The sequence below is a fragment of the Gryllotalpicola ginsengisoli DSM 22003 genome (assembly GCF_000419445.1).
GTDB lineage: Bacteria > Actinomycetota > Actinomycetes > Actinomycetales > Microbacteriaceae > Gryllotalpicola > Gryllotalpicola ginsengisoli.
On the sequence record NZ_AULK01000004.1, the window covers coordinates 258,888 to 284,918 of the forward strand.

Annotated in this window: 25 protein-coding genes; 14 read left to right on the forward strand and 11 right to left on the reverse strand. The window is 71.2% G+C overall.

Annotated features, from left to right (window positions below):
• Nucleotides 1-10 precede the first annotated feature (10 nt).
• A complete protein-coding gene (locus tag H563_RS0109730) occupies nucleotides 11-1,624 on the reverse strand; it encodes an ABC transporter permease (protein ID WP_027479302.1) in 1,614 nt (537 codons plus the stop codon).
• Nucleotides 1,621-2,547: an ABC transporter ATP-binding protein gene (locus H563_RS0109735; RefSeq protein WP_022882417.1), complete on the reverse strand. Its 927-nt coding sequence runs from the start codon at nucleotides 2,545-2,547 to the stop codon at nucleotides 1,621-1,623. Before H563_RS0109735 ends, H563_RS0109730 begins: the two co-directional genes overlap by 4 nt.
• A gap of 154 nt (nucleotides 2,548-2,701) precedes the next feature.
• Here H563_RS0109735 and H563_RS0109740 point away from each other — a divergent pair, with 154 nt between their 5' ends.
• The gene (locus H563_RS0109740; RefSeq protein WP_022882418.1) at nucleotides 2,702-4,027 is read left to right on the forward strand and encodes an MATE family efflux transporter; all 1,326 of its coding nucleotides are present in this window, start codon (nucleotides 2,702-2,704) and stop codon (nucleotides 4,025-4,027) included.
• 126 nt (nucleotides 4,028-4,153) lie between these two features.
• On the forward strand, nucleotides 4,154-5,536 hold the full coding sequence (locus tag H563_RS0109745; protein ID WP_022882419.1) for a glucose-6-phosphate dehydrogenase: 1,383 nt from the start codon (nucleotides 4,154-4,156) through the stop codon (nucleotides 5,534-5,536).
• Here the strand turns inward: H563_RS0109745 and H563_RS0109750 are convergent.
• A complete protein-coding gene (locus H563_RS0109750; RefSeq protein ID WP_022882420.1) occupies nucleotides 5,533-6,612 on the reverse strand; it encodes a LacI family DNA-binding transcriptional regulator in 1,080 nt (359 codons plus the stop codon). The two genes, H563_RS0109745 and H563_RS0109750, sit on opposite strands and share 4 nt — an antisense overlap.
• 165 nt (nucleotides 6,613-6,777) lie before the next feature.
• Here H563_RS0109750 and H563_RS0109755 point away from each other — a divergent pair, with 165 nt between their 5' ends.
• Nucleotides 6,778-8,058 (forward strand): MFS transporter, encoded by a 1,281-nt coding sequence (locus H563_RS0109755; protein ID WP_022882421.1) that lies wholly within the window; start codon nucleotides 6,778-6,780, stop codon nucleotides 8,056-8,058.
• A gap of 9 nt (nucleotides 8,059-8,067) precedes the next feature.
• On the forward strand, nucleotides 8,068-8,763 hold the full coding sequence (gene nucS, locus H563_RS0109760; protein ID WP_022882422.1) for an endonuclease NucS: 696 nt from the start codon (nucleotides 8,068-8,070) through the stop codon (nucleotides 8,761-8,763).
• Nucleotides 8,764-8,842: 79 nt separating this feature from the next.
• On the opposite strand, the gene H563_RS17430 is transcribed toward nucS, so the two are convergent.
• Nucleotides 8,843-10,741, reverse strand: a complete 1,899-nt coding sequence (locus tag H563_RS17430; protein WP_022882423.1) for a hypothetical protein — start codon at nucleotides 10,739-10,741, stop codon at nucleotides 8,843-8,845.
• 137 nt (nucleotides 10,742-10,878) lie between these two features.
• Here H563_RS17430 and H563_RS0109770 point away from each other — a divergent pair, with 137 nt between their 5' ends.
• The 6 genes from H563_RS0109770 to H563_RS0109795 all read left to right on the forward strand — a co-directional run bounded on the left by H563_RS0109770 (nucleotide 10,879) and on the right by H563_RS0109795 (nucleotide 14,089).
• Entirely contained in the window at nucleotides 10,879-11,319 is a 441-nt protein-coding gene (locus H563_RS0109770) for an SseB family protein (protein ID WP_022882424.1), read from the forward strand.
• Between the two features lie 26 nt (nucleotides 11,320-11,345).
• The gene (locus tag H563_RS0109775; RefSeq protein WP_022882425.1) at nucleotides 11,346-12,038 is read left to right on the forward strand and encodes an HAD hydrolase-like protein; all 693 of its coding nucleotides are present in this window, start codon (nucleotides 11,346-11,348) and stop codon (nucleotides 12,036-12,038) included.
• A 10-nt stretch (nucleotides 12,039-12,048) separates the two neighbouring features.
• Nucleotides 12,049-12,636 (forward strand): universal stress protein, encoded by a 588-nt coding sequence (locus H563_RS16080; protein ID WP_022882426.1) that lies wholly within the window; start codon nucleotides 12,049-12,051, stop codon nucleotides 12,634-12,636.
• Nucleotides 12,629-13,126 carry a fluoride efflux transporter FluC gene (locus H563_RS16085; RefSeq protein ID WP_022882427.1) on the forward strand — a complete coding sequence of 166 codons (498 nt, stop codon included), beginning with the start codon at nucleotides 12,629-12,631 and terminating at the stop codon, nucleotides 13,124-13,126. The genes H563_RS16080 and H563_RS16085 overlap by 8 nt, the downstream gene beginning before the upstream one ends.
• Nucleotides 13,123-13,503: a fluoride efflux transporter FluC gene (locus H563_RS0109790; RefSeq protein ID WP_027479306.1), complete on the forward strand. Its 381-nt coding sequence runs from the start codon at nucleotides 13,123-13,125 to the stop codon at nucleotides 13,501-13,503. The genes H563_RS16085 and H563_RS0109790 overlap by 4 nt, the downstream gene beginning before the upstream one ends.
• A 241-nt stretch (nucleotides 13,504-13,744) precedes the next feature.
• Nucleotides 13,745-14,089, forward strand: a complete 345-nt coding sequence (locus H563_RS0109795; protein ID WP_033210469.1) for a DUF2200 domain-containing protein — start codon at nucleotides 13,745-13,747, stop codon at nucleotides 14,087-14,089.
• A gap of 3 nt (nucleotides 14,090-14,092) precedes the next feature.
• Here the strand turns inward: H563_RS0109795 and H563_RS0109800 are convergent, their stop codons facing one another.
• Genes H563_RS0109800 through H563_RS0109810 form a run of 3 tightly spaced genes read right to left on the reverse strand, consistent with a single transcriptional unit; the run spans nucleotide 14,093 to nucleotide 17,635 of the window.
• Nucleotides 14,093-15,493, reverse strand: coding sequence for an MFS transporter (locus tag H563_RS0109800; RefSeq protein WP_022882430.1), 1,401 nt, complete (start codon nucleotides 15,491-15,493; stop codon nucleotides 14,093-14,095).
• Between the two features lie 19 nt (nucleotides 15,494-15,512).
• The gene (locus H563_RS0109805; protein WP_022882431.1) at nucleotides 15,513-16,313 is read right to left on the reverse strand and encodes an ABC transporter ATP-binding protein; all 801 of its coding nucleotides are present in this window, start codon (nucleotides 16,311-16,313) and stop codon (nucleotides 15,513-15,515) included.
• 59 nt (nucleotides 16,314-16,372) lie between these two features.
• Nucleotides 16,373-17,635, reverse strand: a complete 1,263-nt coding sequence (locus tag H563_RS0109810; RefSeq protein WP_027479308.1) for an aminotransferase class I/II-fold pyridoxal phosphate-dependent enzyme — start codon at nucleotides 17,633-17,635, stop codon at nucleotides 16,373-16,375.
• 91 nt (nucleotides 17,636-17,726) lie between these two features.
• Here H563_RS0109810 and H563_RS0109815 point away from each other — a divergent pair, with 91 nt between their 5' ends.
• A complete protein-coding gene (locus H563_RS0109815) occupies nucleotides 17,727-17,999 on the forward strand; it encodes a hypothetical protein (protein WP_022882433.1) in 273 nt (90 codons plus the stop codon).
• A gap of 100 nt (nucleotides 18,000-18,099) precedes the next feature.
• Here the strand turns inward: H563_RS0109815 and H563_RS0109820 are convergent, their stop codons facing one another.
• Both H563_RS0109820 and H563_RS0109825 read right to left on the reverse strand, forming a co-directional pair.
• A complete protein-coding gene (locus tag H563_RS0109820) occupies nucleotides 18,100-19,677 on the reverse strand; it encodes a long-chain-fatty-acid--CoA ligase (RefSeq protein WP_022882434.1) in 1,578 nt (525 codons plus the stop codon).
• Nucleotides 19,678-19,874: 197 nt separating this feature from the next.
• On the reverse strand, nucleotides 19,875-20,735 hold the full coding sequence (locus tag H563_RS0109825; protein ID WP_022882435.1) for an oxidoreductase: 861 nt from the start codon (nucleotides 20,733-20,735) through the stop codon (nucleotides 19,875-19,877).
• 91 nt (nucleotides 20,736-20,826) lie between these two features.
• Between H563_RS0109825 and H563_RS16090 the strand changes: the two genes are divergently transcribed.
• Nucleotides 20,827-21,447 carry a TetR/AcrR family transcriptional regulator gene (locus H563_RS16090; RefSeq protein ID WP_022882436.1) on the forward strand — a complete coding sequence of 207 codons (621 nt, stop codon included), beginning with the start codon at nucleotides 20,827-20,829 and terminating at the stop codon, nucleotides 21,445-21,447.
• An 89-nt stretch (nucleotides 21,448-21,536) separates the two neighbouring features.
• On the opposite strand, the gene H563_RS0109835 is transcribed toward H563_RS16090, so the two are convergent.
• Nucleotides 21,537-21,929, reverse strand: coding sequence for an NINE protein (locus tag H563_RS0109835; RefSeq protein WP_081416249.1), 393 nt, complete (start codon nucleotides 21,927-21,929; stop codon nucleotides 21,537-21,539).
• 101 nt (nucleotides 21,930-22,030) lie between these two features.
• Entirely contained in the window at nucleotides 22,031-23,347 is a 1,317-nt protein-coding gene (locus tag H563_RS0109840; RefSeq protein WP_033210330.1) for a GNAT family N-acetyltransferase, read from the reverse strand.
• A gap of 198 nt (nucleotides 23,348-23,545) precedes the next feature.
• Here H563_RS0109840 and H563_RS0109845 point away from each other — a divergent pair, with 198 nt between their 5' ends.
• A complete protein-coding gene (locus tag H563_RS0109845; protein ID WP_022882439.1) occupies nucleotides 23,546-24,568 on the forward strand; it encodes a LacI family DNA-binding transcriptional regulator in 1,023 nt (340 codons plus the stop codon).
• Nucleotides 24,569-24,737: 169 nt separating this feature from the next.
• Nucleotides 24,738-26,027 carry an ABC transporter substrate-binding protein gene (locus H563_RS0109850; protein WP_022882440.1) on the forward strand — a complete coding sequence of 430 codons (1,290 nt, stop codon included), beginning with the start codon at nucleotides 24,738-24,740 and terminating at the stop codon, nucleotides 26,025-26,027.
• Nucleotides 26,028-26,031 lie beyond the last annotated feature (4 nt).

A 26,031-nucleotide genomic window follows, 5' to 3' on the forward strand; every position in this document is an offset into this window, starting at 1 on the left:
CTACGGGGGCTCAGCCTACGGGCCGCGTGTCCCGGCGCCGGAACAGCAGCACGGCGGCCGCGCACAGCGCCACGGCGAGCACGGCCATCACCCAGCCGCCCGTGTAGTCCGGGTGCGGCAGCGCGACGGCCGGCGCGTGCACGAGCGGCGAGAGCTTCTGCGCCCACTCGGGCACGCCGAGCAGCGGGCCGAACATGCCGAGGAAGCCGGCCGCGGCGAAGACCACCCAGCCGACCGCCATGGTCGCCTGCGGCAGCACCGCGAAAGTGAGCGCCGTGATGCCGAGGAAGACCAGCACCCCGGGCGTCTGCCACACGATGCCGCCGAACCAGGCGGAGAACCCGCCGGCCTGCGCGCCGGCGAGGGAACCGGAGACGAGGCCCCCGAGCACCAGCGCGACGACGGCGCCGATAGCCGCGACGATCAGGTACGAGAGCATCCACCGGGTGCGTCCGACGGCCGCGGCGAGCGCCGCGTCGGCGAGGCCGACGGCCTCCTCCTGCCGCAGCCGCATCGCGCCCTGCACGCAGATCGCCGCCGCGAGCAGCCCGGAGAAGACCGCGCCGAGGTTGGCGAAGGCCTGCAGCACCGTGCCCTGCTCGCCGCCGATGCGGTTGATCGCGTCGGCGACCCCCGGCCCCGCGGAGGCCAGCTGATCGACGACCACGCCGGAGAGGTCGCCGACCAGGGTGGAGAGAGCGACGAGCGCGACGATCCAGCCGATCAGCGTGCCGCGCTCGAGGCGGGCGGCGAGCCCGAACGGCCCGCGCAGCACGACGGATGCCCCGATCCGGCCCCTGCGCTCGGCGATGACCCCCGCGCCGACGTCGCGCCGGTCCTGCACGAGCAGCGCGACGCCGACCAGCACGACGAAGAACGCGGCGCCGATCGGCAGCGGCCAGACTCGGTTCTGCGCGAACGGGAACGCGAGCTGCGCCCAGCCGATCGGGCTCAGCCAGCTCGGCCACGCCGGGGTGAGGCTGAGCGAGGCGTCGTGCACCTCGCCCGCCGCGTCGCCGATGCCGCGCACGAAGTAGGCGACGACGACGAGCGCCGCCGACCATCCGTTGGCCGAGCGCGAGGTCGGCATCAGCTGCGCGAACACCAACGCGACCCCGACGAAGGAGAGGCCCGTCACGCCGCAGCCGGCCGCCAGCAGCCAGGAGCCGGCCGCGGGCAGGCCGCCGGCGAGGCACCCGAGCGCGATCACGACGGTGGCCATCACGTTCGCGAGCACGCCCTCGGCGATGACCGCGAGCGACGGGGCCAGGCGCCCTGCGGCCGTCGCGGCGATGGTCTCGGCCTGCCCGCGCTCCTCCTCGGCGCGGGTGTGCCGCACCACGAGGAACGTGCTCATCATCCCCGCCAGCAGCGCCATGAAGGCGAGCCCGAGCGTGGCCGTGAAGGCGCCCTCGCTCGCGCCCTGGGGTGTGCCGCGGAACATCAGGATCGCCGGCGTGACGAGCATCACCTTGAGCGTCGCGGCGCGGTCGGCCGCGGTGGGGAAGGTCTCCTGCACGTCGGCGACCACCGCGTACATCATGAAGAACAGGGCGAGCGCCCAGACGATCAGCTGGGTGCGGTCGCGGCGCAGCCGGAAGCGGAGCAGGGTGCCGAACATCACGCCCCCTGAGGCTCGGGCTGCAGCTCGTCGCCGTAGTGGCGCAGGAACAGCTCCTCGAGCGAGGGCGGGGCCACCTGCAGGCCGGTCACCCCGAGCGCACCGAGGGCGGTGAGCACGGATGCGACGCGGTCGGAGTCGACCGTGAACGACACCCGCCCCTGCGATTCGGCGAGGTCGTGCGCGTCGGGGATGCCGGCGAGGGCGGCATCCGTCAGCCCGTTCTTGTCGAACGAGAACGAGGTGCGGGTCAGGTGCCGCAGTTCGGTGAGCGTGCCGGACTCGACGACGCGGCCCGCGCGCAGGATCGACACGCGCGTGCACAGCCGCTCGACCTCGCTCAGGATGTGCGAGGACAGCAGCACCGTCGCCCCGTCTGCGGCGACACGGGCGATCTGGCGGGTGAAGACGGTCTCCATCAGCGGGTCCAGGCCGCTGGTCGGCTCGTCGAGCACGTACAGCTCGGCCGGGTGGGCGAAGGCGGCGATCAGGGCGACCTTCTGCCGGTTGCCCTTGGAGTAGCTGCGCGCCTTCTTGCTCGGGTCGAACTGGAACTCCTCGATGAGCGCGGCGCGCGTGCGCTTGTAGTCGGCCGAGCGGGTGTCGCCGCCGCGCAGGCGCACGAGCAGGTCGATCGTCTCGCCGCCGGAGAGGTTGGGCCACAGCGCCACGTCGCCGGGGATGGTCGCGATGCGGCGATGCAGCTCGGATGCCTCGCGCCACGGGTCGCGGCCGAAGACGGTGACCTCGCCGGCGGTCTTGCGGGCGAGGCCGAGCAGGATGCGGATAGTGGTGGACTTGCCGGCGCCGTTCGGGCCGAGGTAGCCGTGCACCTCGCCCGGTGCGACCTCGAGGTCGAGCCCGTCGAGCGCGTGCACACGGCCGAAGTGCTTGTGCAGGCCGCGCGCGCTGATGATGGCGTTCATGGCGCCCACGGTACGCGGCGTTCACGGATTTGTGAACGGGGCGAAAGCCCCAGCGTCGATTCGTCGATTTCTGCCGGCGGCGAGCTGCCGGCGGGCGAATTCCGACGAATCGAAGCTCGGGGCCACGCGCTGCGCCCCTGGAAGAATCGACCCCGTGCCCGCCGCCACCCGCGCCGTCGACCGCGAGATCCTGTCGCTCGCCGTACCGGCGCTCGGGGCGCTGATCGCCGAGCCGCTGTTCCTGCTGGCCGACAGCGCCCTCGTCGGGCACCTCGGCCGCGCGCCGCTCGCCGGTCTCGGCCTCGCGAGCGCGGTGCTGCAGACCATCGTCGGGCTGATGGTGTTCCTCGCGTACGGCACGACGCCGGCCGTCGCCCGGCGGCTCGGCACGGGCGACCGCGCCGGCGCCATTCAGACGGGCCTCGACGGCACCTGGCTCGCGGCCGGGCTCGGCATCGCCCTCGGGGCGATCGGATGGCTCGCCGCACCGCTGCTCGTGGGCGCCTTCGGCGCCGCCGCGGAGGTCTCGGCCCAGGCATCCGCTTATCTGCGTGTCAGCATGGCCGGCCTGCCCGCCATGCTCGTCGTGTACGCCGCGACCGGCCTGCTGCGCGGGCTGCAGGACACCCGCACCCCGCTCGCGGTGGCGGTCGCGGGTTTCGCGGCCAACGCGGGGCTGAACGCGCTGTTCATCTACGGGCTCGGGCTCGGCATCGGCGGGTCGGCGCTCGGCACGGTCGTCGCGCAGTGGGGCATGGTGATCGCGTACGTCGTCGTCATCGTGCGCGGGGCGCGGCGCGAGGGGGCGTCGCTGCGGCCGCATCCGCACGGCGTGCTCGGGGTCGCGGGAGCCGGCTGGTGGCTGCTCATCCGCACCGCGTCGCTACGGGCGGCGCTGCTGCTCGCGACCTTCGCGGCGACGCGGCTCGGCTCAGCGGAGCTGGCCGGGTGGCAGATCGTGATGACGGTGTTCAGCACGCTGGCCTTCGCGCTCGATGCGCTCGCGATCGCCGCCCAGGCGCTCGTCGGGCACGGTCTCGGCGCCGCCGACGTCGAGCGCGTGCACGCCGTGCTGCGCCGCTGCCTGCAGTGGGGCCTCGGCGCCGGTGCGGTGCTGGGCGCCGTCACGCTCGCGCTCGCGCCGTGGCTGGGCCGCGCCTTCACGACGGATGCCGCGGTGCTCGCCGCCCTGCCCCTGTCGGTCGCGCTGCTGGCGCTCTCGACGCCGCTCGGAGGGTTCGTCTTCGTGCTCGACGGCGTGCTGATCGGCGCGGGCGACGCCCGCTACCTCGCCCTGACCGGCCTGCTCAACCTCGCGTGCTTCGCGCCGTGCGCCGTGCTGGTGGCGGTCTTCGCGCCGGGCGGCCGGGGCGGGCTCGCGCTGCTGACCGGCGCCTTCGCCTTCGTGTACCTCGGCGCCCGGGCGGCGACCCTCGGCCTGCGCTCCCGCGGCACGGCCTGGATGGTGACGGGGGCGTAGCGCTGCGGCGCTGGGCCCCGCGGCGGCGCTCGAGCGGCCGAATTCAGGAGGAGCGCGCCGCCGAGGTGGATATGGGCCCGCCGTGAAGCCTGTCCTGAGTTCGGCCGCCCGGGTACCGTCACGAGCATGGCGCGAGAGACCACCCAGACCATGCACGAGACGACGCTGTTGATCCTGGGGGCGAGCGGCGACCTGTCCTCCCGCCTGCTGATGCCCGGGCTCGGGGGCCTGCTGACCGTGCAGCCCGAGCGACGCGTGCAGCTCGTCGGCGCCGGCGTCGAGACCTTCAGCGACGACGAGTGGACCGCGCGGGTGACGACGGCGATGCAGACCGGCAAGGCCGAGGGCCCCGCGGTCGACGAGCTGGTGCACGGCACGCGCTACTTCACGGCCGACGTCACCGACCCGGCCGACCTCGAGAAGCTGCTGAAGGCGTGCGACAACCCGCCGGCCATCTACTTCGCCCTGCCGCCGGCCGTGACGGTCAAGGCCTGCGCGGCGCTGAAGGGCATCCTGCCCGAGGGCAGCCGACTCGCCCTCGAGAAGCCGTTCGGTCTCGACCAGGCCAGCGCCCACTCCCTCAACCAGCTGCTCGCGACCCTCGCCCCCGAGGACCGCGTCTTCCGCGTCGACCACTTCCTCGGCACGAGCGGGGTGCTGAACATCCTCGGCACCCGCTTCGCGAACCGCATCGTCGAGCCGCTGCTGAACAACACGCACGTCGAGCGGGTCGAGATCGTCTACGACGAGACGCTCGGGCTCGAGGGCCGCGCGCGGTACTACGACCACGCCGGCGCCCTGGTCGACATGATCCAGAGCCACCTGCTGCAGGTGCTGTCGGTGGTGGCGATGGATCCGCCCGCCGCGCTCGACGCGCCCGACGTGCGCGACGCGAAGGCGCTCGCCCTGCGCGCCGCCCGCCTGTGGGGCGACGACCCGAAGACCGCCGCGCGCCGCGCCCGGTACACCGCGGGCACGGTCGAGGGCCGCCGGCTGCCGGCGTACACGGACGAGGAGGGGGTGGATCCGGAACTCGGCACCGAGACGCTCGCCGAGCTCACGGTCGAGGTGCGCAACGGGCGCTGGGCCGGAGTGCCGTTCGTGCTGCGCAGCGGCAAGGCGCTCGGCACGGGCCGGCACGAGGTGTCGTTCACCTTCCGCCCGCCCGCACACGTGCCCGAGCGGCTGCGCGGCTCCGACCGGCCGAATCGGCTGCGGCTCGACCTGAAGACGCTCACGATGACGCTCGAGCTCGACGTCAACGGACCCGGCGACCCCTACACCATCGACCACGTCAGCCTCGAGGCCGATCTGAACCCCGGGCAGCTGCCCGCCTACGGTGAGGTGATCGCGGGCATTCTCGAGGGCGATCCGATGCTCGCCGTGCGCGGCGACACCGCCGAGGAGTGCTGGCGCCTCGTCGACCCCGTGCTCGCCGCCTGGAAGAAGGGCGGGGTGCCGCTGGACGAGTACCCGGCGGGGTCGGACGGGCCGGCCGGCTGGAGCTAACGCGCCGCCGGGGCCGTCGTGTTCCCCTCGTGGAACTCGCTCGTGAACAGCTGCGTGCGCGCCTCGTCGCCCGCCAGCATCGCCACGATCGCCCGGCCGGCGGCGCGCCCCTTCTCGACCGCCGGCTGCACGAGGGTGGTCAGGTCATACGGCCACAGCCCGTCCACCTTCACGCCGTCGAATCCGATCACGGACAGCTCCTCCGGCACCGCGATGCCGAGCTCCTCCGCGGCGCGGATCACCCCGGCGGCGAGCAGATCGCTCTGCGCGATGATCGCCGTGGGTCGATCGGATGCCGGCACCGCCAGCAGCTCGCGGGCCGCCAGCCGCCCCTCCTCGACGTAGGAACCTCCGCTCGTCACCGCCGGCGCCTCGGGGTAGACGTCCCACGCGCCGCGCAGCCGCTCGACGGTCGTGGCGTTCTCCCCCGCCGCGACCCGCTCCGGCGTGACCCGCGCGCGGCGGTGCTCGCGGTCGAGCGACAGCGCCACGATCGCGACGCGCTCGTGCCCGAGCGCCTTCAAGTGCTCGGCTCCGCGCCGGGTGGCCTCGCGGTTGTCCTGCAGGATCTGCAGCACCTCGCCCGAGCCGGGGTCGCCCTCGATGGCGACGACGGGCACGCCGCGGGAGCGCAGGATCGCGATCGACTCCTCGAAGCGGGGGCTGCAGCCCATCAGCACCGCGGCGTCCAGCGGGGCGTTCATGAGCGTGACCGGGTTCTTCTCCGCGTCGGCCGCCGTGTCGACCACGTCGGTCAGCACCAGCAGCCCCGCGTCGACGGCGCCGATCTCCTCCGAGATCCCGTCGAGGGTGGCGATCTTGATCGGGTCGCGGAAGGCCTCGCGCACGCGCTCCTCGATCACCACGCCCACGATGCCGCTGCGGCCCCGGCGCAGCGATCGCGCACGCGGGTCGGGGCCGGCGTAGCCCAGCTCCTTCGCCGCCTGCAGCACCCGCTCGCGGGTGGAGTCGGAGACCGGGCCGGTGCCGCTGAAGGCGAGGGACGCCGTCGACGCGCTCACCCCGGCGCGCGCCGCCACGGAGGCGAGCGTGGGTCGGTGGTCGACTTCGGTCAACGTTGCTCCTCCTCGCGTCCCTTGCGGACAGAGCTCCTTGCAGACAGAGCTTCTGCGCACAGAGCTTCCCTGCGCACAGAGTTTCAGATAGCTTGGCGACGCGGACCGATCGAATCGATTCGACTATCCAATTCACAGTATCGAAAGCCACCCCATCCCACGCGCATGACGACCGCCACCGCCCGCCCGACCGCCGAGCACCGCCGCTGGCGCAACGCCGTCTTCGCGATCTTCGCGCTGAGCGGCATGGGCCTCGCGAGCTTCGCCGCCCGCGTGCCCTCGGCCCGCGACGACCTGCACATCGACGCCGGCGCCGTCGGGCTGCTCATCGTCTGCATCTCGATCGGCGCCATCGTCGGGCTCGGCGTCACCCAGGCGGCCTCCGAGCGATTCGGCTACCGCCGCGGCATGGCCGGCTGCCTCATCACGCTCGCGGTCGGGCTCGCGCTCGCCGGCTTCGGCGCGACTCTGCTGCACAGCATCCCGCTCACCGTGATCGGGCTCTTCCTGCTCGGCCTCGGCAACGGCGCGGTCGACGTGATGATGAACGTCTCCGGCGCCGCGGTCGAGCGGCGGATCGGCAAGACGATCATGCCGCTGTTCCACGCCTGCTTCTCCACCGGCACCGTGCTCGGCGCCGCCCTCGGGGCGCTCGCGGCCGGAGCCGGGCTGGCCCTCGCCTGGCACCTGAGTGCCGTGGGCGCCCTGATCGTCGCGGCCGCGGTCGTGGCGGTGCGCTTTGTGCCCGACCGCATCACAGCAACGGATGCGGCGACCGACGCAGCCGAGCGGCCGGCGGCCGCGGCATCCGTGCCCCTCGACGCCTTCGACGACCCGAGCCTGCTGCGCCGCGTGCGCCTCGCCGTCGTCGCGCGCCTCGCGGTGTGGCGCGACCTCACCCTCGTGCTGATCGGGGTCGTGATGCTCGGCATGGCGTTCGCGGAGGGGTCGGCGAACGACTGGATCGCCCTGGCCTCGGTCGACGGGCACGGCACGAGCAAGGCCGCGGCGGCCGGCGTGCTGGACGCCTTCATGGTCGCGATGACGCTCGGGCGGGTGCTCGGCGGACCGGCGGTGGACCGCATCGGGCGGGTCTGGACGATCCGCATCACGGCCGGCTTCGGCATCGCCGGGCTGCTGCTGTTCATCCTCGGCGGGCCCGCCCCGGTCTACGTGGTCGGCGTCGTGCTGTGGGGGCTCGGCGCCTCGCTCGGCTTCCCGCTCGGCATGTCGGCGGCGGCCGACGACGAGCGCAACGCGACCTCGCGGGTGGCCGCGGTCGCGATGATCGGCTACCTCGCCTTCCTCGCGGGTCCCCCGTTCATCGGCTTCCTCGCCGACCGCATCGGCGTGCTGCACAGCCTCTTCGTGGTCCTGGCGCTCGTCGTCGCGGCCTTCCTCTGCGCCCCGGCGCTCAGGCCCAAGCCGACCGCGACCGCCGGGTAGCCTGTACCGGTGCGTTTGGTCATTGCTCGCTGCTCCGTCGACTACGCGGGCAGGCTCTCGGCGCACCTGCCGCTCGCCACGCGCCTGATCATGGTCAAAGCGGATGGCTCGGTGCTGGTGCACTCGGACGGCGGGTCGTACAAGCCGCTGAACTGGATGAGCCCGCCCTGCTCGCTCTCGATCGCCGAGCCCGACGCCGAGCAGGCCGAGGCGGGCGTGAGCTCGGTGTGGACGGTCGCGGCGAAGAAGTCGGACGACCGCCTGATCGTGAAGGTGCACGAGGTGCTGCACGACTCCGAGCACGAGCTCGGCGTCGACCCGGGGCTCGTCAAGGACGGCGTCGAGGCGCACCTGCAGAAGCTGCTGGCCGAGCAGATCGAGCTGCTCGGCGAGGGCCACACGCTCGTGCGCCGCGAGTACATGACCGCGATCGGACCGGTCGACATCCTCGCCCGCGACGCGAAGGGCGCGGCGGTCGCCGTCGAGCTGAAGCGCCGCGGCGACATCGACGGCGTCGAGCAGCTCACCCGCTACCTCGAGCTGATGAACCGCGACCCGCACCTCGCGCCGGTGCGCGGCGTGTTCGCGGCGCAGGAGATCAAGCCGCAGGCGCGCCGGCTGGCCGAAGACCGCGGCATCCGCTGCGTCGTGCTCGACTACGAGGCGATGAAGGGCGTCGACTCGGGCGTGCCGACCCTGTTCTGAGTGGCGCAGTTCTGAGTGGCGCTGTTCTGAGTGGCGGATGCCTCAGGCATCCGCCACTCATGCGTACTGTGCAGCCCGGTCAGCGCGCGATGGTCTTCGCGGCCGACGCGACGGTCGCGGTGGTGTAGCCCGGCTTCGACCCGGTGACCTTGACGAGCACCTTCATGCCGGCCCAGCCCGCCTTGAGCGTGAGCGTCTTGCCCGTCGCGCCCGAGATCGCCTTGCCGTTCACGTACCACTGGTAGCGGTACGCGGTGCCGCTGGTCCACGTGCCTCGGATCGCCTCGATCGTCTTGCCGGCCTTCACCGTGCCGTCGATGGTCGGGGTCACGGTCTTCAGAGTTCCGGCCGCGACCGGCGCCGTGCGCGTCGAGCCGACCTCCTTGCTCTGGTAGCCCGACTTCGTGCCGATGACGTGCACCGAGATGGCCTTGCCCTTGAGCGTCGACGACAGGGTGAGCGTCTTGCCGGTCGCGCCCTTGATCGCCGTGCCGCTCGCGTACCACTGGTACCGGAACGACGTGCCCGCCGTCCACGTGCCGCGGATCGCGGTGAGGGTCTGGCCGACCTTCGCCGTGCCGCTGACGGTCGGCTTCGGCGCCGTGAGCTTGCCTTCGGCGACGACGTGCGGTGCCGAGTCGAGCGCGGTCTGCACGTAGCCCGCCTGCTGGCCGGTCACCTCGACCCAGAGATCCTCGTCCTCCTCATCCGCGGTCGGAACGTAGCTGCTGCCGGTCGCGCCCGGAATGAGTCCGTCGTCGTCGAACCACTGGTAACCGACCGTGGTGCCCGCGGTCCATGCCGGACCGCTCTGCACGGCGGTCACGCGCGATCCGACGGCCACCGTGCCGGAGACGGTGACGCCGGTCGGGTGGGTCAGCACCTGCCCGTCGCCGAGCCGGCTGATCCGGCCGTCGCCGTCGACCGCATACGGGGTCACGCCATCGGCCGCGAGGCCGACGGCCGCGTACCAGGAGTCGCCCAGCGCGGCGGTCTTCGTGACCGTGCCGGCGGCCGGGTCGACGACGGCGACCGAGAGCGCGCCGTCGTCGTCCGTGCCGGCGAGGTAGACCGCGGAGTCGTCGACCGCCGGAACGATGTCCGACACGTCAGCGGGGAGGGTGACCGTGCTGTCCGTGATCGCCGGGTCCGCCGCGTCGAGCACGTTCAGCGTGCTCTGAGAGGCGTCCCCGGACGCGACGGTGGCGGCGTAGACGTGCTGCGCGGTTGCGGCGACCGCCTCGACACCCGCGCCGAAGCTGTTCACGGGGCTGAGGGCGGCCGAGGCGCCGGACACGGCGGTGAGGTCGATGCTGTCCAACTCGCCGGAGTTGCCCTTGAACGTCGACTGGCCGACGTAGAGTCGGTCGCCGTCCGGCGAGACCGCGACCGACAGGGGCAGCTTCGTGGTCCCGACGCTCCACGCCGGCGTCGCCGAGTGCGCGCTCGCGTCGCCGAGCGTCGCGGCCGAGAACGCGGCGATCTCCTGGTCGAAGGCCGCGGCGACGTACAGGGTCTGGCCGTCGGGGGAGACGGCGAGGTCGAGCGGCGAGACGGAGATCGTGTGCTTCACGACCGTGGGCGCGGCGCCCGCCCAGTTGACGGTCTCGATCGTGTCGGTCCCGCTCCCGGACAGGTCGAAGAGGTCGATGTAGGAGGTCCCGCCGTCCGGCGAGGCGGCGATCGTGGACGGGAACAACTCGTCGCCCGCGCCGAGCTTCACGGTGGTCGTCGCGCCGGTCGCGAGGTCGACCCGCGCTGCCACCACGTTCCAGTCGGCGTCCTCGCCCACGAGCAGCGCCACGCCGTTCGCGAACGTCGCCGCATCGACCTCGGTGATGCCGGCCTGGAAGCTCTGCAGCACGCCGAACGCCGTGGTGGGCGCGTCGTCGGCAGCGTGCGCGGGTGCGGCCGCGAGCGCGCCCGCGACGGTGACGGATGCCGCGGCGAGCGCCGCGACGGCCAGCTTGTTCTTCATGGTGCCTTTCTCTTCCCGAAGGACACGCCATGAATCGCTGGCGGGATCCTGGAGAAAGTGTGGTGTATCGCGGGCTCCGTGAGCGAGGGCCGGGGTCTCCCCAATTCGGGGCGAGCCGCCCGGCTAGCCTGGAGGGCGTGCGTCCCGGTCCCGCCTTCCCCCGCAGCTACGTGAACCGACCCGTGCAGAAGGCGCTCGCCGCTCTCGTCGCCGAGCCGGGGGAGCAGACCCTCGAAGCGCTGCTGCGGGCGGCGCTGAAGGGCGGCCTCACGGTCGACGTCACCGGGTCGCCGAGCCCGCAGGAGTTGCGGCTGCGCACCCTGCAGTCCACCGATGGGCGGCCGGTGCTGCCGCTGTTCAGCTCGCTGGCCGAGCTGGAGGCGACCGCGCGCGAGGCGGCCGAGCCCGAATCATCCGACGTGCGGGTCGAGGGCATCATCGTGCCGGGGCGGCAGGCGCTGGGCTTCATCACGACCGCGGATTTCGTCGCGGTGCAGTTCGACCCCCGGCATCCGGGCGGCGTCATCGCCCGCGCTCACGTGGAGCGCGCGCTGGGAATCGCGTCGTCCGCCGGTTGACAGCGCCGTTTACACTTGCCTGCGCCATGACTTATTCCCCTAGCGCGGTCGAGCGCAGCTGGAGCTGCGTGCTCTTCGACCTCGACGGAACGCTCACCGATTCGGCGCCGGGCATCACCCGGTCGCTCCAGCAGATGTTCGAGGCGATCGGCCGCCCGGTGCACACCGAGGAGGAGCTGATGGCCTACGTCGGCCCGCCCCTGGCCGACACCCTGCGCGCCCGCGAGGACTTCACGACCGAGCAGGCGGACGAGGCGCTGCGCGTGTACCGCGGCTTCGCCGAAGCATCCGATCTCGTCGACAACGCCGTGTTCCCCGGCATCGTCGGCCTGCTGCAGCAGCTGCAGGACGGGGGCATCCCGGTCGCGCTCGCGACCAGCAAGCCGGTCACGCGGGCCACGCGCATCCTCGAGCACTTCGACCTCGCCCGGTACTTCACCTTCATCGGCGGCGCGAGCGACGACGAGAGCCGCAGCGCGAAGGCCGATGTGATCGCCTACACGCTCGCCGAGCTCGCGAGGCTCGGCGTCGACGTGTCGCGGCCGGTCATGGTCGGCGACCGGTTCTACGACGTCGAGGGCGCCAACGCCAACGACGTGCCCGCGATCATGGTCGAGTGGGGCTACGGCTCGCCGGCCGAGGCGACCGGCGCGATCGCCGTGGTGCACTCGGTCGACCAGCTGCGCTCGCTGCTGCTCGGCCAGGCGGCCGCGGCGTAAAATCCGGGGCGTGACCCCTGCTCGGCCGATCGTCGTCGGCATCTCGGATGCGACGCCCGACCGTGTGCTCGACGAGGCCGTCGGCTTCGCCCGCGACCTCGGGGTGCAGCTGCTCGCCGCGTACGTCGACGAGACCCGGGTGCCGGTCGGCGAGGCGCCCGACGGAACCGTCATCTCGGCGCCCGTCGCCGCCGGGGGCCCGTGCACGGCGGCGGCGATCGACGACCTCGCCGGCTCCGAGCTCGGCCGGCGCGTGTCGTCACGCGCATCAGATGCGGGCGTCGTCGTCGCCTTCCACGCCCTCGCGGGCGATCCGGTCACGGCGCTCTCCCGCTTCGCCGTCGACCAGGATGCCCGGGCGATCGTGGTCGGCACCCGCAAACCGGGCCTGCGCTCGGGCATCGAGCTGCTGATCGCCGGACCGGTCGCCTCGCGGCTCGCCTACCGGCAGCCGGTGCCCGTGATCGCCGTGCCCGTGCACGACCGCGCACCGCGCAAGACCGCCGAGTATGACCGCGACCCGGCTTCGTCTGATACGGATGCTTCGCTCGACGTGCCCGACCCCGCCGACGTGCTCTACGGCGAGGGTCATGCCTGAGCCGCGCCCGCTGCACCTGCGCCCCGTCCCCCTGCTGCTCGTCTTCGCGGGCGGCGCCGTCGGCAGCCTGTGCCGATACCTGCTCTCGCTCGTGCTGCCCGAGCCGTTCGGGCTTCCGCTGCCCACCCTCGCGGTGAACCTCGTCGGCGCGTTCGCGCTCGGGCTGATGCTCGAGGGCCTGCTGCGCGGCGGACCCGACGCCGGCTGGCGCCGGGCGCTGCGGCTCGGCATGGGCGCCGGGTTCCTGGGCGGATTCACCACCTACAGTTCGCTCGCGGTCGAGACCGCGCTGCTGTCGAACGACGCGCGGTACTTCTCGGCCGGCGGATACGCCGTGCTGTCGCTGCTGGCAGGCGTGGCGGCCGCGGCGGCCGGCGTGTGGGTGGCGGCCCGGCTGGTCGGCATGCCGGCAGGGCCGGCTGCGCGGTCGGCAGGGTCGGCGGGGAGGGCAGGGTCCGCGGGGCAGGCCGTGCCGGGGCGCGACCGGTGAGTCCCGCGTTGCTCGGGCTCGTCGTGGCCCTGTCCGGTGGAGCGGGCGCCGTGTGCCGCTTCGTGCTCGACGGGACGATCCGATCGAAGCTCGTCACGATCGTGCCCTACGGCACGATCGTCATCAACGTGTCGGGGTCGCTGCTGCTCGGCCTGCTCACCGGCGCCGCGCTTGCCGGAGCCGCGATCACCGATGTGCGCGCGGCGATCGGCACCGGGTTGCTCGGCGGCTACACGACCTTCTCGGCGGCGATGGTCGAGACGGTGCGCCTGCTGCAGCAGCGCCGCTGGGTCGCCGCCGGCGTCAACGGCATCGGCACGATGCTGCTCGCCCTCGGCGCCGCCGTGCTCGGGGTGTTCCTCGGCTCGCTGTTCTGAGCCGCCGCTTGGTCTCCATTCAGCCGCTCCGCGGCTGAGTCGACCGGCGCAGGCCCCCGCTGGTCGACTCGCGCGAAGCGTGAATGGAGACCGCGCCCCCGTTGGTCGAGTAGCGCGCAACGCGTATCGAGACCCCGTTGGTCGAGTAGCGCGCAGCGCGTATCGAGACCCGGTACCGTTCCCCCTGTCGACGAATCCGCTCTCGACGAAGGAGGCAGTCGTGCCCAAGGACATCTCCGAGATGAGCTTCGCGAGCATCTACCCGCTCTACGTGAAGAAGGTCGAGCGCAAGGGCCGCACCCGCGAGGAGCTCGACCGCGTCATCACCTGGCTCACTGGCTACGACGAGCAAGGCCTGCGCCGGGCGATCGACGCCGAGGTCGACCTCGCAACCTTCTTCGCTCAGGCGCCGGCAATGAACCCGAACGCCTCGCTGATCACGGGCGTCGTCTGCGGCGTGCGGGTGGAGGAGATCGAGGACCCGCTGATGCAGAAGATCCGCTACCTCGACAAGCTCGTCGACGAGGTCGCGCGGGGCAAGAAGATGACCTCGATCCTGCGCGGCGAGCCGGCGCCCGCGGGGTAGCGCTCAGCGGCCGGGACGGTGCGCCACGGCCCCCGCGTGCGCGGGCAGGTGCAGCGCCTCGAGGAGCGGGATGAGCAGCAGCGCCGCCGCACCGACGAACGCCCAGCGGTACCCGAGCCAGGGCTGGCCGACGGTCTCGGCGGCGAGCGCCGTGCCGAGCCGCACCAGCAGCGCCGCGACCGCGATGCCGAGCCCGGTCGCGATCTGCTGCATGGTGGACGACAGCGTGTTGGCCCCGTTGGTGAGCTCGGCGGGCACGTCGACGAACTGGATCGTGTTGTATCCGCTGAACCCGATCGATCGGATGGCCCCGCTGGCCACCAGCAGGATCACCGTCAGCACGATCGGGGTGTCGGCGTCGACCAGCACGAGCAGCAGCAGGATCGCCGCGCCGATCGCGTTGGACCACACGATGACGGTGCGGAACCCGAACCGCTTGATGAGCGGGGTGGTCGCCGGCTTGATGCCGAGGTTCCCGACGAACAGGGCGATCACGACCAGTCCGGCCCGGGCGGCCGACCAGCCGAAGCCGGCCTGGAACAGCAGCGTCACGAGGAACGGCACCGCCGTGATCATCAGCCGGTACACCCCGCCCCCCACATTCCCGACGCGGAATGTGTCGAGGGCGAGGGCCCGCAGGTCGAGCACGGGGTGCCGCGCGGTGACGAGGCGGCGCCAGGCGAGCCATCCGATCACCGCCGCGACCAGCAGGCCGGCAGCGACCGCGAGCCAGTCGGTCGGGGTCTCGCCGACGAGTTCCCCGGCCAGCACGAGCGCGGCGAGCGCGACGGCGATCAGCACGAGCCCGTAGCCGTCGAGCGGCGCGCGGCGCAGTTCGTCGGTGCGCGGCACGAGCGCCAGCGCGGCGAGCGCGGCGGCGATGCCGATCGGCAGGTTGATCAGGAAGATCCAGCGCCAACCGACCGTGTCGGTGATCAGGCCGCCCACGGCCGGGGCGATGACGGGCGCGAGCAGCGCGGGCCAGGTCAGGTACGCCATGGCGTCGAGCAGGTCGGTCTTCTCGACGGCCCGCAGCACCGCGAGCCGGCCGACGGGCACCATCATCGCGCCGCCGACGCCCTGCACGGCGCGGAAGACGCAGAGCCAGAGCAGATCGGGCGCGAGCGCGCACAGCACCGACGCCGCGGTGAACACCCCGATCGCCGCGAGGTACACGCGGCGGGTGCCGAAGCGGTCGGCGAGCCATCCGGTCGCGGGGATGCACACGGCGAGCGCGAGCAGGTAGACCGTCATCGCCACGTTCAGGTCGGCGGCCGTCACGCCGAACTCGCGCGCCATCGCGGGTGCCGCCGTCTGGATGATCGTGCCGTCGAGGAACTCCATGAACGAGGTCGCGGCGACGAGCAGCGCCAGCGGCCGGTTGAACGTCGCGCTCGGAGCCACTATGCCTGCTTATGCCGTCTTATGCCTGCTGAGGAATACGCCGGGTGCGCACCGCCCAGCGGCCCTCCACGCGGCTGATCGCCACCGGGTAGTCGAGCGTCTCGCTCACCAGCTCGGTGGTCAGCACCTCGTCGGCCGGGCCCTGCGCGATCACCTTCCCGGCGCGCAGCAGCATGGCGTGCGTCGTCGAGGCGGGCAGCTCTTCGAGGTGGTGGGTGACGAGCACGGATGCGAGGTCCGGGTGCTCCTCGCGCAGCTGGTCGAGCCGGTCGAGCAGGTGCTCGCGCGCCGCGATGTCGAGGCCGGTCGACGGCTCGTCGAGCAGCAGCACGTGCGGGTCGGGCTGCAGCGCGCGGGCGATCAGGGTGCGGCCCCGCTCGCCCTGGGAGAGGTTCGGCCAGCGCGCATCCGTCAGCTCGCCCATGCCGAGCAGCTCGAGCAGCCGGTCGGCGCGCGCGAGCTCGGCCTCGCTCGGCTGCCAGCGCATCGGCAGCTCGGTGCCGCCGGTGCCGCCGGTGAGCACGACCTCGCGGGCCGTGAGCGGGTTCATCAGCGGATGCCTGGGGTTGACGTGACCGATCAGTGTGCGCAGCTCGCGTAGATCCACCCGCCCGATGCGCTTGCCGAGCACCTCGACGGTGCCGCGGGTGGGGTGCTGCTGCGCGCCGAGCAGCGACAGCAGCGTCGACTTGCCGGCGCCGTTGGCCCCGATCAGCGCCCAGTGCTGGCCGCGCTCGACGGCCAGGTCGATGCCCGACAGGATGGCCCGCCCGTCCCGCACGAAGTCGACCCCGGATGCGGACAGGACGGGCGTGCTCACCCTCCTACGCTACCCGCGGTGTCCATCCACGCTTCGCGTGAGTCGACCAACGGGAGGGGTCAGGCCGCGGCGCGCTCGGCCTCGGCGAGGAGGAGGGCGGTGCAGAAGCCCTCGAGGCCGAGAGTGAGGTCGTCCACCGTGGGGAACGTCGGCGCGATGCGGATCACCGCGTCGTCCGGGTCGTCGAGGTACGGGTGGGTCGAGCCGGCCGGGGTGATCGCGATGCCGGCCTCGGCCGCCAACTGGATCGCCCGGCGGGCGACGCCCGGCGTCACGTACAGGGTGACGAAGTATCCGCCCTTCGGGTCGGTCCACGAGCCGACGCCATGGGGCGCGAGCCGCCTGCCGAACACCTCCTGCACGGACGCGAACTTCGGGGCGATCAGGGCGCGGTGCTGTTCCATGTGGGCGAGAACCCCCGCGGCATCCGTCAGAAGCTGCACGTGTCGCAGCTGGTTGATCTTGTCGGGCCCGATCGACTGGAACGCGGCCCAGCGGGTGTACCAGGCGACGTTGTCGGGCGAGGAGCCGAAGAAGGCGACGCCCGCGCCCGGGTAGGTGATCTTCGAGGTGGAGGCGAAGACGAAGACCCGGTCGGGGTTCCCGGCGTCGGCGGCGAGCTGCAGGATGTCGATCGGCTCGGGCCGCCAGTCGGTGAGGTGGTGCACGGCGTACGCGTTGTCCCAGAAGATCCGGAAGTCGTCGGCCGCCGGCAGCGACACGAGCGCCTCGGCGACCTCGCGCGAGTACACCGCGCCAGTCGGGTTCGAGTACACGGGCACGCACCAGATGCCCTTGATCGTCGGGTCGGTCTCGAGCGCCGCGCGCACGGCGTCGACGTCGGGCCCGTCGTCGTTCATGGGGACCGGGATCATACGGATGCCGAGGGCCTCGGTGATCGCGAAGTGCCGGTCGTACCCCGGCACCGGAGCCAGGAACGATACCGTCTCCTCGCGACCCCACGGCCGCTCCGAGCCGGGCACGCCGTGCAGCATCGCGAAGGTCGCCACATCGTGCATCAGCGTCAGGCTCGAGTTGCCGAGCGCGAGCAGCTGCGGCACGGGCACGCCCAGCAGTTCGGAGAAGATCTCGCGCAGGGCCGGCAGCCCGAGCGCGCCGCCGTAGTTGCGCAGGTCGGTGCCCGCGGCATCCGTGAACCGGGCCGGGCCGGGCAGCGACAGCAGCGCGTCCGAGAGGGCGAGCTGGTCGGCGGCCGGCTTGCCGCGGGTGAGGTCGAGCTTCAGCCCCTGCGCCTTCAACTCGTCGTAGGCGGCCTGGAATCGGCTGAGATGCTCGGCCAACCCGGCCGTCGAGGTGCTCACGCCTCGATCGTACTGGGCGGGGTGATCGTACTGGGCGGGGCGATCCCGCCGCGGCGGTGTGCCGGGCACCGGCTCGGGGTACTTGGCCGACATGACCGATTCAGACGACACCGTTCCGTTCGACCCTGAGAACGACCAGCCCCTGGAGGACGACGAGGTGTTCGACGACGACCTGCCCGACGAACTGCCCCGGGCCACCCCTGCCGGCAGCGCCGCCGAGCTCGACGAGACGCCCGACGACCTGCCCGAGGAGACCGACGACGCCGGCTACGGCGTGAACCCGGAGCAGGATCCGTCGAGGCCCCGCCCCGACCACTCCCCGGACACGGAGGAGGACACCGTCTCGGGCGGGCCTGCCGACTGAGGCATCCGTTCGAGGCATCCGCCTCATCGAACGTCGCGAAATCACCCTTCAGCGTGCGCGTGAAGGGTGATTTCGCACCGCTCGGCGGGCAGCGCCGCCGTCAGGCGCCCGCCGGCGCCTGCTCCGGCACGTGCCGCGCGACCAGCACCCGCTTGAGCACCTTGCCCGACGGCCCGATCGGCAGCGCGTCGACGATGTCGATGTGGCGCGGGAACTTGTAGGGCGCCACCTTCTCCTTCACGAACTCGATGAGCTCCTCGGGGGTGGCCGTCGCGCCAGGCATCAGCGTGACGGCCGCGTAGACCTCCTGCTGGTGCACCGGGTCGGGCACGCCGTACACGGCGCACGACGACACGGCCTCGTGCCGCGCGAGCACCTCCTCGACCTCGCGCGGGTACACGTTGTATCCGTTGCGCACGATCATGTCCTTCTTGCGGTCGACGATCGTGACGTAATCGTCGTCGGACATCGTGCCGAGGTCCCCGGTGCGGAACCAGCCGTCGACCACCGCCTCGGCATCCGCCTCGGGCCGGTTCAGGTAGCCCTTGAACAGGTTGTGTCCGCGCACGCAGATCTCGCCGAGCTCGCCGCGCGGCAGCTCGACGATGCGGTCGTCGAGCGCGGCGTCGGCGATGATCACCTCGGTGCCCCAGATCGGCTGCCCGATGGTGCCGGGGCGGGTGGGCTTGCCGTAGTGATTGAAGGTCGCGACCGGCGAGGTCTCGGTCAGCCCGTAGCCCTCGTGCACCGAGATGCCGAACTCCTCGCTCATCCGCCCGATCACCGCCACGGGGATCGCCGCGCCGCCCGACAGCCCGTAGCGCAGCGGCGGGCGCTCGGGGTTCGTCTTGGCCGCCTCGAGCAGCGCGATGTACATGGTCGGCACGCCGGTCATGATCGTGCACCGGTGCGCATTGAGCAGCGCGAGCGCGGCCGCCCCGTCGAACTTGGGCACGAACACGACGGATGCGCCGCGCCGGAAGCCCACGTTCATGACGCACATCTGGCCGAAGGTGTGGAACAGCGGCAGCGCGCCGAGGATCACGTCGTCGGGGGTGACGTCGATCGCGCCGTTGAGCAGCGTGTTGACGTGCTCGACGAGCGAGAAGTGCGACCCCATCGCCCCCTTCGGCTTGCCGGTCGTGCCGCTCGTGTAGAGGATCGTCGCGGTCGCACCCGGATCCATGAAGCGGTAGCCGTCGATGGGTTCGGCGACGGATGCCTCGTCCTCCAGCCGCGGGAACGGCAGTTCGCCCGTCTTCTCGTCGGGCACCATCACCGATAACAGCGGCACGCCCGCGAGCTGCGCCGCCTTCGCCCCCTCGCCGAGCAGGGGCGCCGCGCAGATGAACTGGCTGGCCCCCGAGTCGCGCAGCACGTAGGCGATCTCCTCGGCCTTGAGCAGCGCGTGCACCGGCACGACGATCGCGCCGAGGCTGAGGATCGCGAAGTACGCGCGCGGGAAGTCGGGCACATTGGGCAGCAGCACGGCCACCCGGTCGCCGACGCCGATGCCGCGGGCGCGCAGAGCGCCGGCGTAGGCCTTCGTCTCCTGCCAGAGCCGGCCGTAAGTGATGTGGTCGCCGCCGAAGATCACCGCGGTGCGCTCGGGCGTGCGCTTGGCGGTGTCGGCGAGCATGGCGGCCAGGTTGACCGTCGCGAAACCCGTCTCGGGCATGTGGTCCTCCGTCTCCGTTGACGAAACTCCAGCGTCGAAGTACTTCGAGGCGACTGTACCCCGTCGCGGTGCCGCGGGGACAGACCTCGCATGCGGGGTGCCCGCCCCGCGCCATGCGCTACTCGGTTCCGCATCACGCTACTCGGGTCCGCGTCGCGGGCGGCGGATCCGAGTAGCGCAGTGCGAGCGGGCCGGGGCTACTCGCCCAGCGCGTCGAGCTCGGCGAGCGCATCCGCCGGCAGCTCGAGCGAGGCGGCCTCGAGGTTCTCGGCCAGGTGCGCGCGGGACGACGTTCCGGGGATCAGCGCGACGTTCGGCGAGCGCTGCAGCAGCCACGCGAGCGCGACCTGCTGCGGGCTCGCGTCGAGCCGGGCGGCCACCGAAGCCAGTTCGCTCGACTGCAGCCGGGTGAATCCGCCGAGCGGGAAGAACGGCACGTACGCGATGCCGAGCTCGGCCGTGCGCCGCAGCACCGGCTCGTCCTCCCGGTGCACGACGTTGTAGTACTGCTGCACCGTCACGATAGGCACGATCGAAAGCGCCTCCTCGAGCTGCTCGAGCGTCACGGTGCTGAGCCCGATGTGCTTGATCAGCCCCTGCTGCTGCAGTTCGGCCATGGTCTCGACCTCGCGGGCGACCGATCCCGGCACGGCCCGCTCGGGCAGGCCCATCCGCAGGTTGACGACCTCGAGCTGCTCGAGCCCGAGGTGCTCGAGGTTCGCGTGCACCTGTGCGAAGAGGGAGTCGTGACTCTGGTCGTGCACCCATCCGCCGTCGTCGGTGCGCGTCGCCCCGATCTTGGTGACGATGTGCAGCCCCTCCGGGTACGGGTGCAGCGCCTCGCGGATCAGCGCGTTCGAAACGCCCCGGCCGTAGAAGTCGGCCGTGTCGATGTGGGTGACGCCCGCGTCGACCGCGGCGCGCAGCACCGCGACGGCTTCGTCGTGATCGCGCGGCGGCCCCCAGACTCCGGGGCCGGGGAGCTGCATGGCGCCGTAGCCCATCCGCCTGATCTCGAGGTCGGGGGCGAGGGTGAGGGTTCCGCCGGCAAGAGGCATCCGTTGTTCTCCTGACTAGATGGTTAGTTAGAGAGTAGACACGAGCTAACCGGTTAGTCAAGTTGTACGCTGTGGAACGGAAGGAGAACGGATGACGCAGGCCGAGGCCCCCCGCACACCGAGCCGCGCCGAGGTGACGCAAGGCAGGATCCTCGACGCCGCGTTCGCCGAGTTCTCGACCCACGGCGTCGCCGGAGCGCGCGTCGACCGCATCGCGAAGACGGCCGGCTGCAACAAGAACCTGATCTACATCTATTTCGGCAGCAAAGAGGGGCTGTTCGACGCCGTCATGACCCAGCGGCTGAAGCTCGTCTACGAGGACCACCCCCTCACCCCCGAGAACCTGCCCGAGTACGCCGGCAAGACCTTCGACTTCGCGATGCAGAACCCCGACGTGATCAAGCTGCTGGCCTGGTCGAAACTCGACCCGACGGTGCAACCGCCGGAGCACCGCGAGCACTCGGTCATGAAGAAGGTGGCCATGCTGCGCGCCGCGCAGCGCGACGGCGCGCTCACCGACGCGTACGACCCCGAATTCCTGATCACTCTCGTGATGTCGCTCGCGACGGCATGGGTGCCGGCATTCCCCTACGGCACGAGCGGCGTGTCGAAAAAGAAGCTGCGCGAGCAGATCGTGCGCGCGGTTGCCGCAGTGGTTGCGGCTGCATCGCCAGCCGACTCAGGCGAGCACGCCAAGCACGGCGTCAACTAGAGGGGCGGGCGCGTCGACCGCTAGGACTCACGCACCGAGATTGACGAGGCGGCCCGCGGCAGCGCCGTGCGAAACGGAGCGCGTCCAATTCACCAGTAGGGCTCGATCCCGTTAGCTTGCCGAGCCATCCGCGGAATCAGGAACAGGTCGATGATTACCCAGATCGACAGCGCAAATAATGCGGCCGAGCCCCCCGTCGCGCCGAAAAAGATCCTCAACGTCAGATATCCGAAGAAGAGGATCAACTGCATAACTGCTGTGCGGACGCGACCGAGATAGAAGCGATGAGCTCCGAACCCGCCAAGGAATAACGCCAATACGTATGCGACGCCGATCGACTTCGGGCCGACCGGGGGACGATATGTCAGCTGCAGCGGAACCATAGCCGCCCGTTGGCCCGTCCACTGCACTCCATCCCAATAGCGGAGGGTCGCTTGCTGAGTTTCATCCGGGTACCAGCCGGCAGGCGGCATGCTGCTCATTGCAACAAGCTAGTGGCGGCAACGGCCGGGGCGCGGCCCCAATAAGGGCGTCCCGGCCCCGGGCCGCGGGCTCCGCACGGGTCGGCCAGCGCGTCGCGCGCCTAGAACTCCATGCTCAGCCACGGTGCGCGCTCCGACCGGAACGCGGCCTCGAGCACGCCTGCCGCCCCGGGCGTCTGCTCCGCGATCCGGCCGGCGCGGGCGAGTTCGGTCGGCGCGACTCCGCCGAGATAGACCGAGGACAGTTCGTTGATCGCGAGGGCGACGGATGCCGCATCCGTCGGCGCCTCGCCCTCGGTTCGGCGCACCCGGCCGGCCCCGTCCTGCCCGACCTCGAGCAGGAAGCGGCCGGCGGCGAAGCCGTAGGGGTCGTCGACGTCGAGCACGATGCTCGCCGCGGCGGCGTAGCGGCGCGCCTCGAGGGCGGCGGGCACGTCGAGGATGCGCAGCCAGAGGTGGTCGGCGCGACGGCGGCGGATGGCGCGCAGGTCGCCGAGCATCCAGGCGAGCGGCTCGTCGACCGGTCGCATCGGGGCGCGCACTCGCGTGACGAGGTCGAGCTCGACGAGGAAGCGCCACAGTGCGGCGGTCGCCTCGTCGTCGGCGCCGAGCAGGTAATGCACCTGCACGGTGTGCTTGGTGAAGTCGTCGTCGCCGCCCTCCACCTCGTAGAGCACGAAGCCGCGCGAGGTGCCGGCCGCATCGTCGTAGCGCACGAGGCGCCGCTTCTGTCGGGCGCCCGGCGTTCCGGTGAGGCCGATCGCCCCATCGAGCAGCGCATCGTCGTAGAGCAGCTCGCCGGGTTGCTGCCCCCGTGCCGCCTCGGCGATCGCGCGGGCGTCGTCGCGCAGCTGCTCAGGGGTCACGAAGTGCAGCCGGCCGGGCGTCTCGCGCCCGGCCCAGCGCATCCGGTCGGTCTCGATCTCGACCTCGTCGACGAAGCCGGCCGGCCCGAAGCCGTAGCGGCCGTAGATCGTCGCCTCGCTCACGGTGAGGCCTGCGACCGGAACGCCGAGCGCAGCGGCCGTGCGCAGCTCGGCCTCCAGCATCGCGCGGGCGACGCCCCGCCGCCGGTGGGTCGGGGCGACGGTCACGGAGCTGATCGCCCACAGGCCGACGCTCGCATCGTCGCCCGGCACGGTCAGGCGGGTCGGCCAGCTCTGCGCAGTCGCGATGGGCGTGGCCGGGTCTGCGGCGGATGCGTCGAACACCCCGGTCGTGCGCCGGTAGGCGGTGCGCTCACGGGTCTCGGCGAGGCGCTCGGGCTCGACGGCGCCGCCGTAGAAGCCGCGGTGGTCTGCCTGGATCCACGCGTCGAAGGCGGCCTGGTCGGAGGTGTCGACGAGGCGCAACTCGAGGCCTCGCTCGGCCAGCCGTGCTGCGGACTGCGGATCGAGGGGCGCGTCGGCAAAGCTCACCTGAGCCACGCTAGCCGGAGCCGGGGCGGCGGCGTAGGGAGCCTCGGGCAGAAGGGCCGTTTGGCGCCTCTCGCGCGCGACGACCGTCGGACAGTGCATGCGGTGTTGTCTTTTGAACCGGTTTAAGAAAGTGCTTGACCAAGGCCACGACCCCACCTAGCTTTAAACCGGTTCAAGCCACGAGGAGATCGCAGCCCAATGACGCGCCAGCCGACTATCGAAGACGTTGCTCGCACGGCGGGTGTGAGCAAGGGCCTCGTGTCGCTCGCGCTGAACGGCCGCCCAGGTGTCGCACAAGAGACCCGCAAGAGGATCGATGCCGCCGTGGCAGAACTGGGTTGGCGCCCCAGCGCGAACGCCCGCGGCCTTGCGACGAAACGCGCCTATTCCCTCGGGTTCATCGTGCGGCGCGACCCGATCACGTTCCAAGCCGACCCGTTCTTCGCATCCTTCCTCGCGGGAGTCGAGAGCGTTCTCGCCGAGCGGGACCAAGTGCTCGTGCTGAGTGTTGTTCCGGATGTCGAGCGCGAGTTCGAGGCCTATCGCAGACTCACCTCCGACCGTCGCGTTGACGGCTTCCTGATCACCGACCTATTGCAAGACGACCCCCGCGTCCGGCTTGTCGCCGATCTCGGACAGCGCGCAGTGACCCTGGGAAGGCCGGATTCCGAGAGCCCGTTCCCAGCCATCGTGCGTGATTACGATGCTGGCATCGACGAGCTCCTGACGCACCTAGCAGAGCTTGGTCACCGCCGCGTCGCGCACGTCGCGGGCGACGAACGGATGCAGCATGCCACAACTCGCCTGACCCGGCACCTCGAGGTCGCCGCACGACTCGGCCTGCAAACCATCGTGGAGCACACCGATTTCTCTCCGGAGAGCGGCGCGGCGGCCACCCACCGCCTGCTCGATCGCAGCGAGCGCCCCACTGCGATCGTCTACGCGAATGACCCGATGGCGATCGCAGGCATCGCCGTCGCCCATGAGCGCGGTCTCACGCTGCCGCGTGACCTGTCCATCACAGGAATGGACGGGTCGGATACCGGCCGATTCGTATACCCGGCCCTCACCACTCTCGACAACGACCCGGTCGGCTGGGGGCGTGCCGCGGCCACGGCCCTCCTCAGCTACATCGAGAACGGAGACGGCGACGACGTGACCCTTCCGGCCGCCGCACTGATCCTGCGTTCGTCGACCGCGCCGCCCGGCTCCCCAGGCTGAAACCGATGACCGGCCCGCATTGGCAGGCCGAACAAGACCCAAAAACAGAATTCGACGATTTCGCGCCCCGACGCCGGCCCGCGCCGCTTTCCACGTTCGCACCTGCGCCCACTGCGAGTTCTTCGTCGACCACGGGAACGAAAAGGAAACACAAACCAAGGAGGATCCGATGCAACGACGCAGATGGACCACAGCAGCGGCCGCAGCCAGTCTCGTAGCGCTCGCGCTGACCGGCTGCACGAACAATGGCGGTGCGAGCACGAAGGCGCTCAGCTCCCACGGCCCGATCACAATCTGGTACTCGAACAACGAGCAAGAGGTCGCCTGGGGCAAGGCGATGGTCAAGGCGTGGAATGCGGCCCATCCCAAGGAGACGATCAAGGCACAGGAGGTTCCGGCCGGCAAGAGCACGGAAGAGGTCATCGGCGCCGCGATCACCGCGGGCACCACGCCCTGCCTCGTGTTCAACAACCTGCCCGCCGCCACGGGCCAGTTCCAGAAGCAGGGCGGTCTCGTCGACTTGTCCAAGTTCCCGGGCGCAGACAAATACATCGAAGCGCGAAGCGGAAAGGCTGCCGACCAGTACAAGTCGTCGGACGGCGACTTCTACCAGATGCCCTGGAAGTCGAACCCCGTGATGATCTTCTACAACAAAGACATCTTCAAGAAGGCCGGCCTCGACCCCGATCACCCGAAGCTGTCGACGTACGCCGACTTCCTCGCGACCGCGAAGAAGATCACGTCTAGCGGTGCCGCGAAGTACGCCATCTACCCAGCTCCAACCAGCGAGTTCTTCCAGCCTAATTTCGACTTCCTTCCGCTTTACGCGGCCGAGACGAAGGGCACCCCACTCGTCGAAGACGATAAGTCGACTATCGACAGCCCCGCCGGCAAGGACGTCCTTCAATTCTGGAAGACGATCTATGCTGACGGCCTCGCAGGGAAGGAGCCGGTGCAGAACGACGCTTTCGCGTCCGGTACGTCGGCCATGGCCATTGTCGGCCCATGGGCAATCCCCGTGTACAAGGACATCAATTGGGGTGAAGTTCCGGTGCCGACGAAGGACGGCATGAGTGCCGACCAGATCTACACCTTCCCCGACGCGAAGAACATCGGCATGTACACGTCGTGCAAGAACCAGGGCACGGCATGGGACGTGCTGAAGTTCGCCACCAGCCAGGACCAGGATGGCAAGCTGCTTGAGACCACGGGGCAGATGCCGATCCGCAGCGATCTGCAGACCGTGTATCCCGACTACTTCGCCAAGAATCCCGCCTACAAGGAGTTCGCCAGCCAAGCCGAGCGCACGGTCGACGACCCGACCGGGCCGAACACGATCGCTACTCTGCAGGCTCTGCGCGACTTCTACACGAAGGCCGTGATCGCCGGGGACGGTGACCTCGACAGCCAGTTGAAACAGGCCTCTGACAAGATCACGCAGACCTGGACCGCGAAGTAGTCCG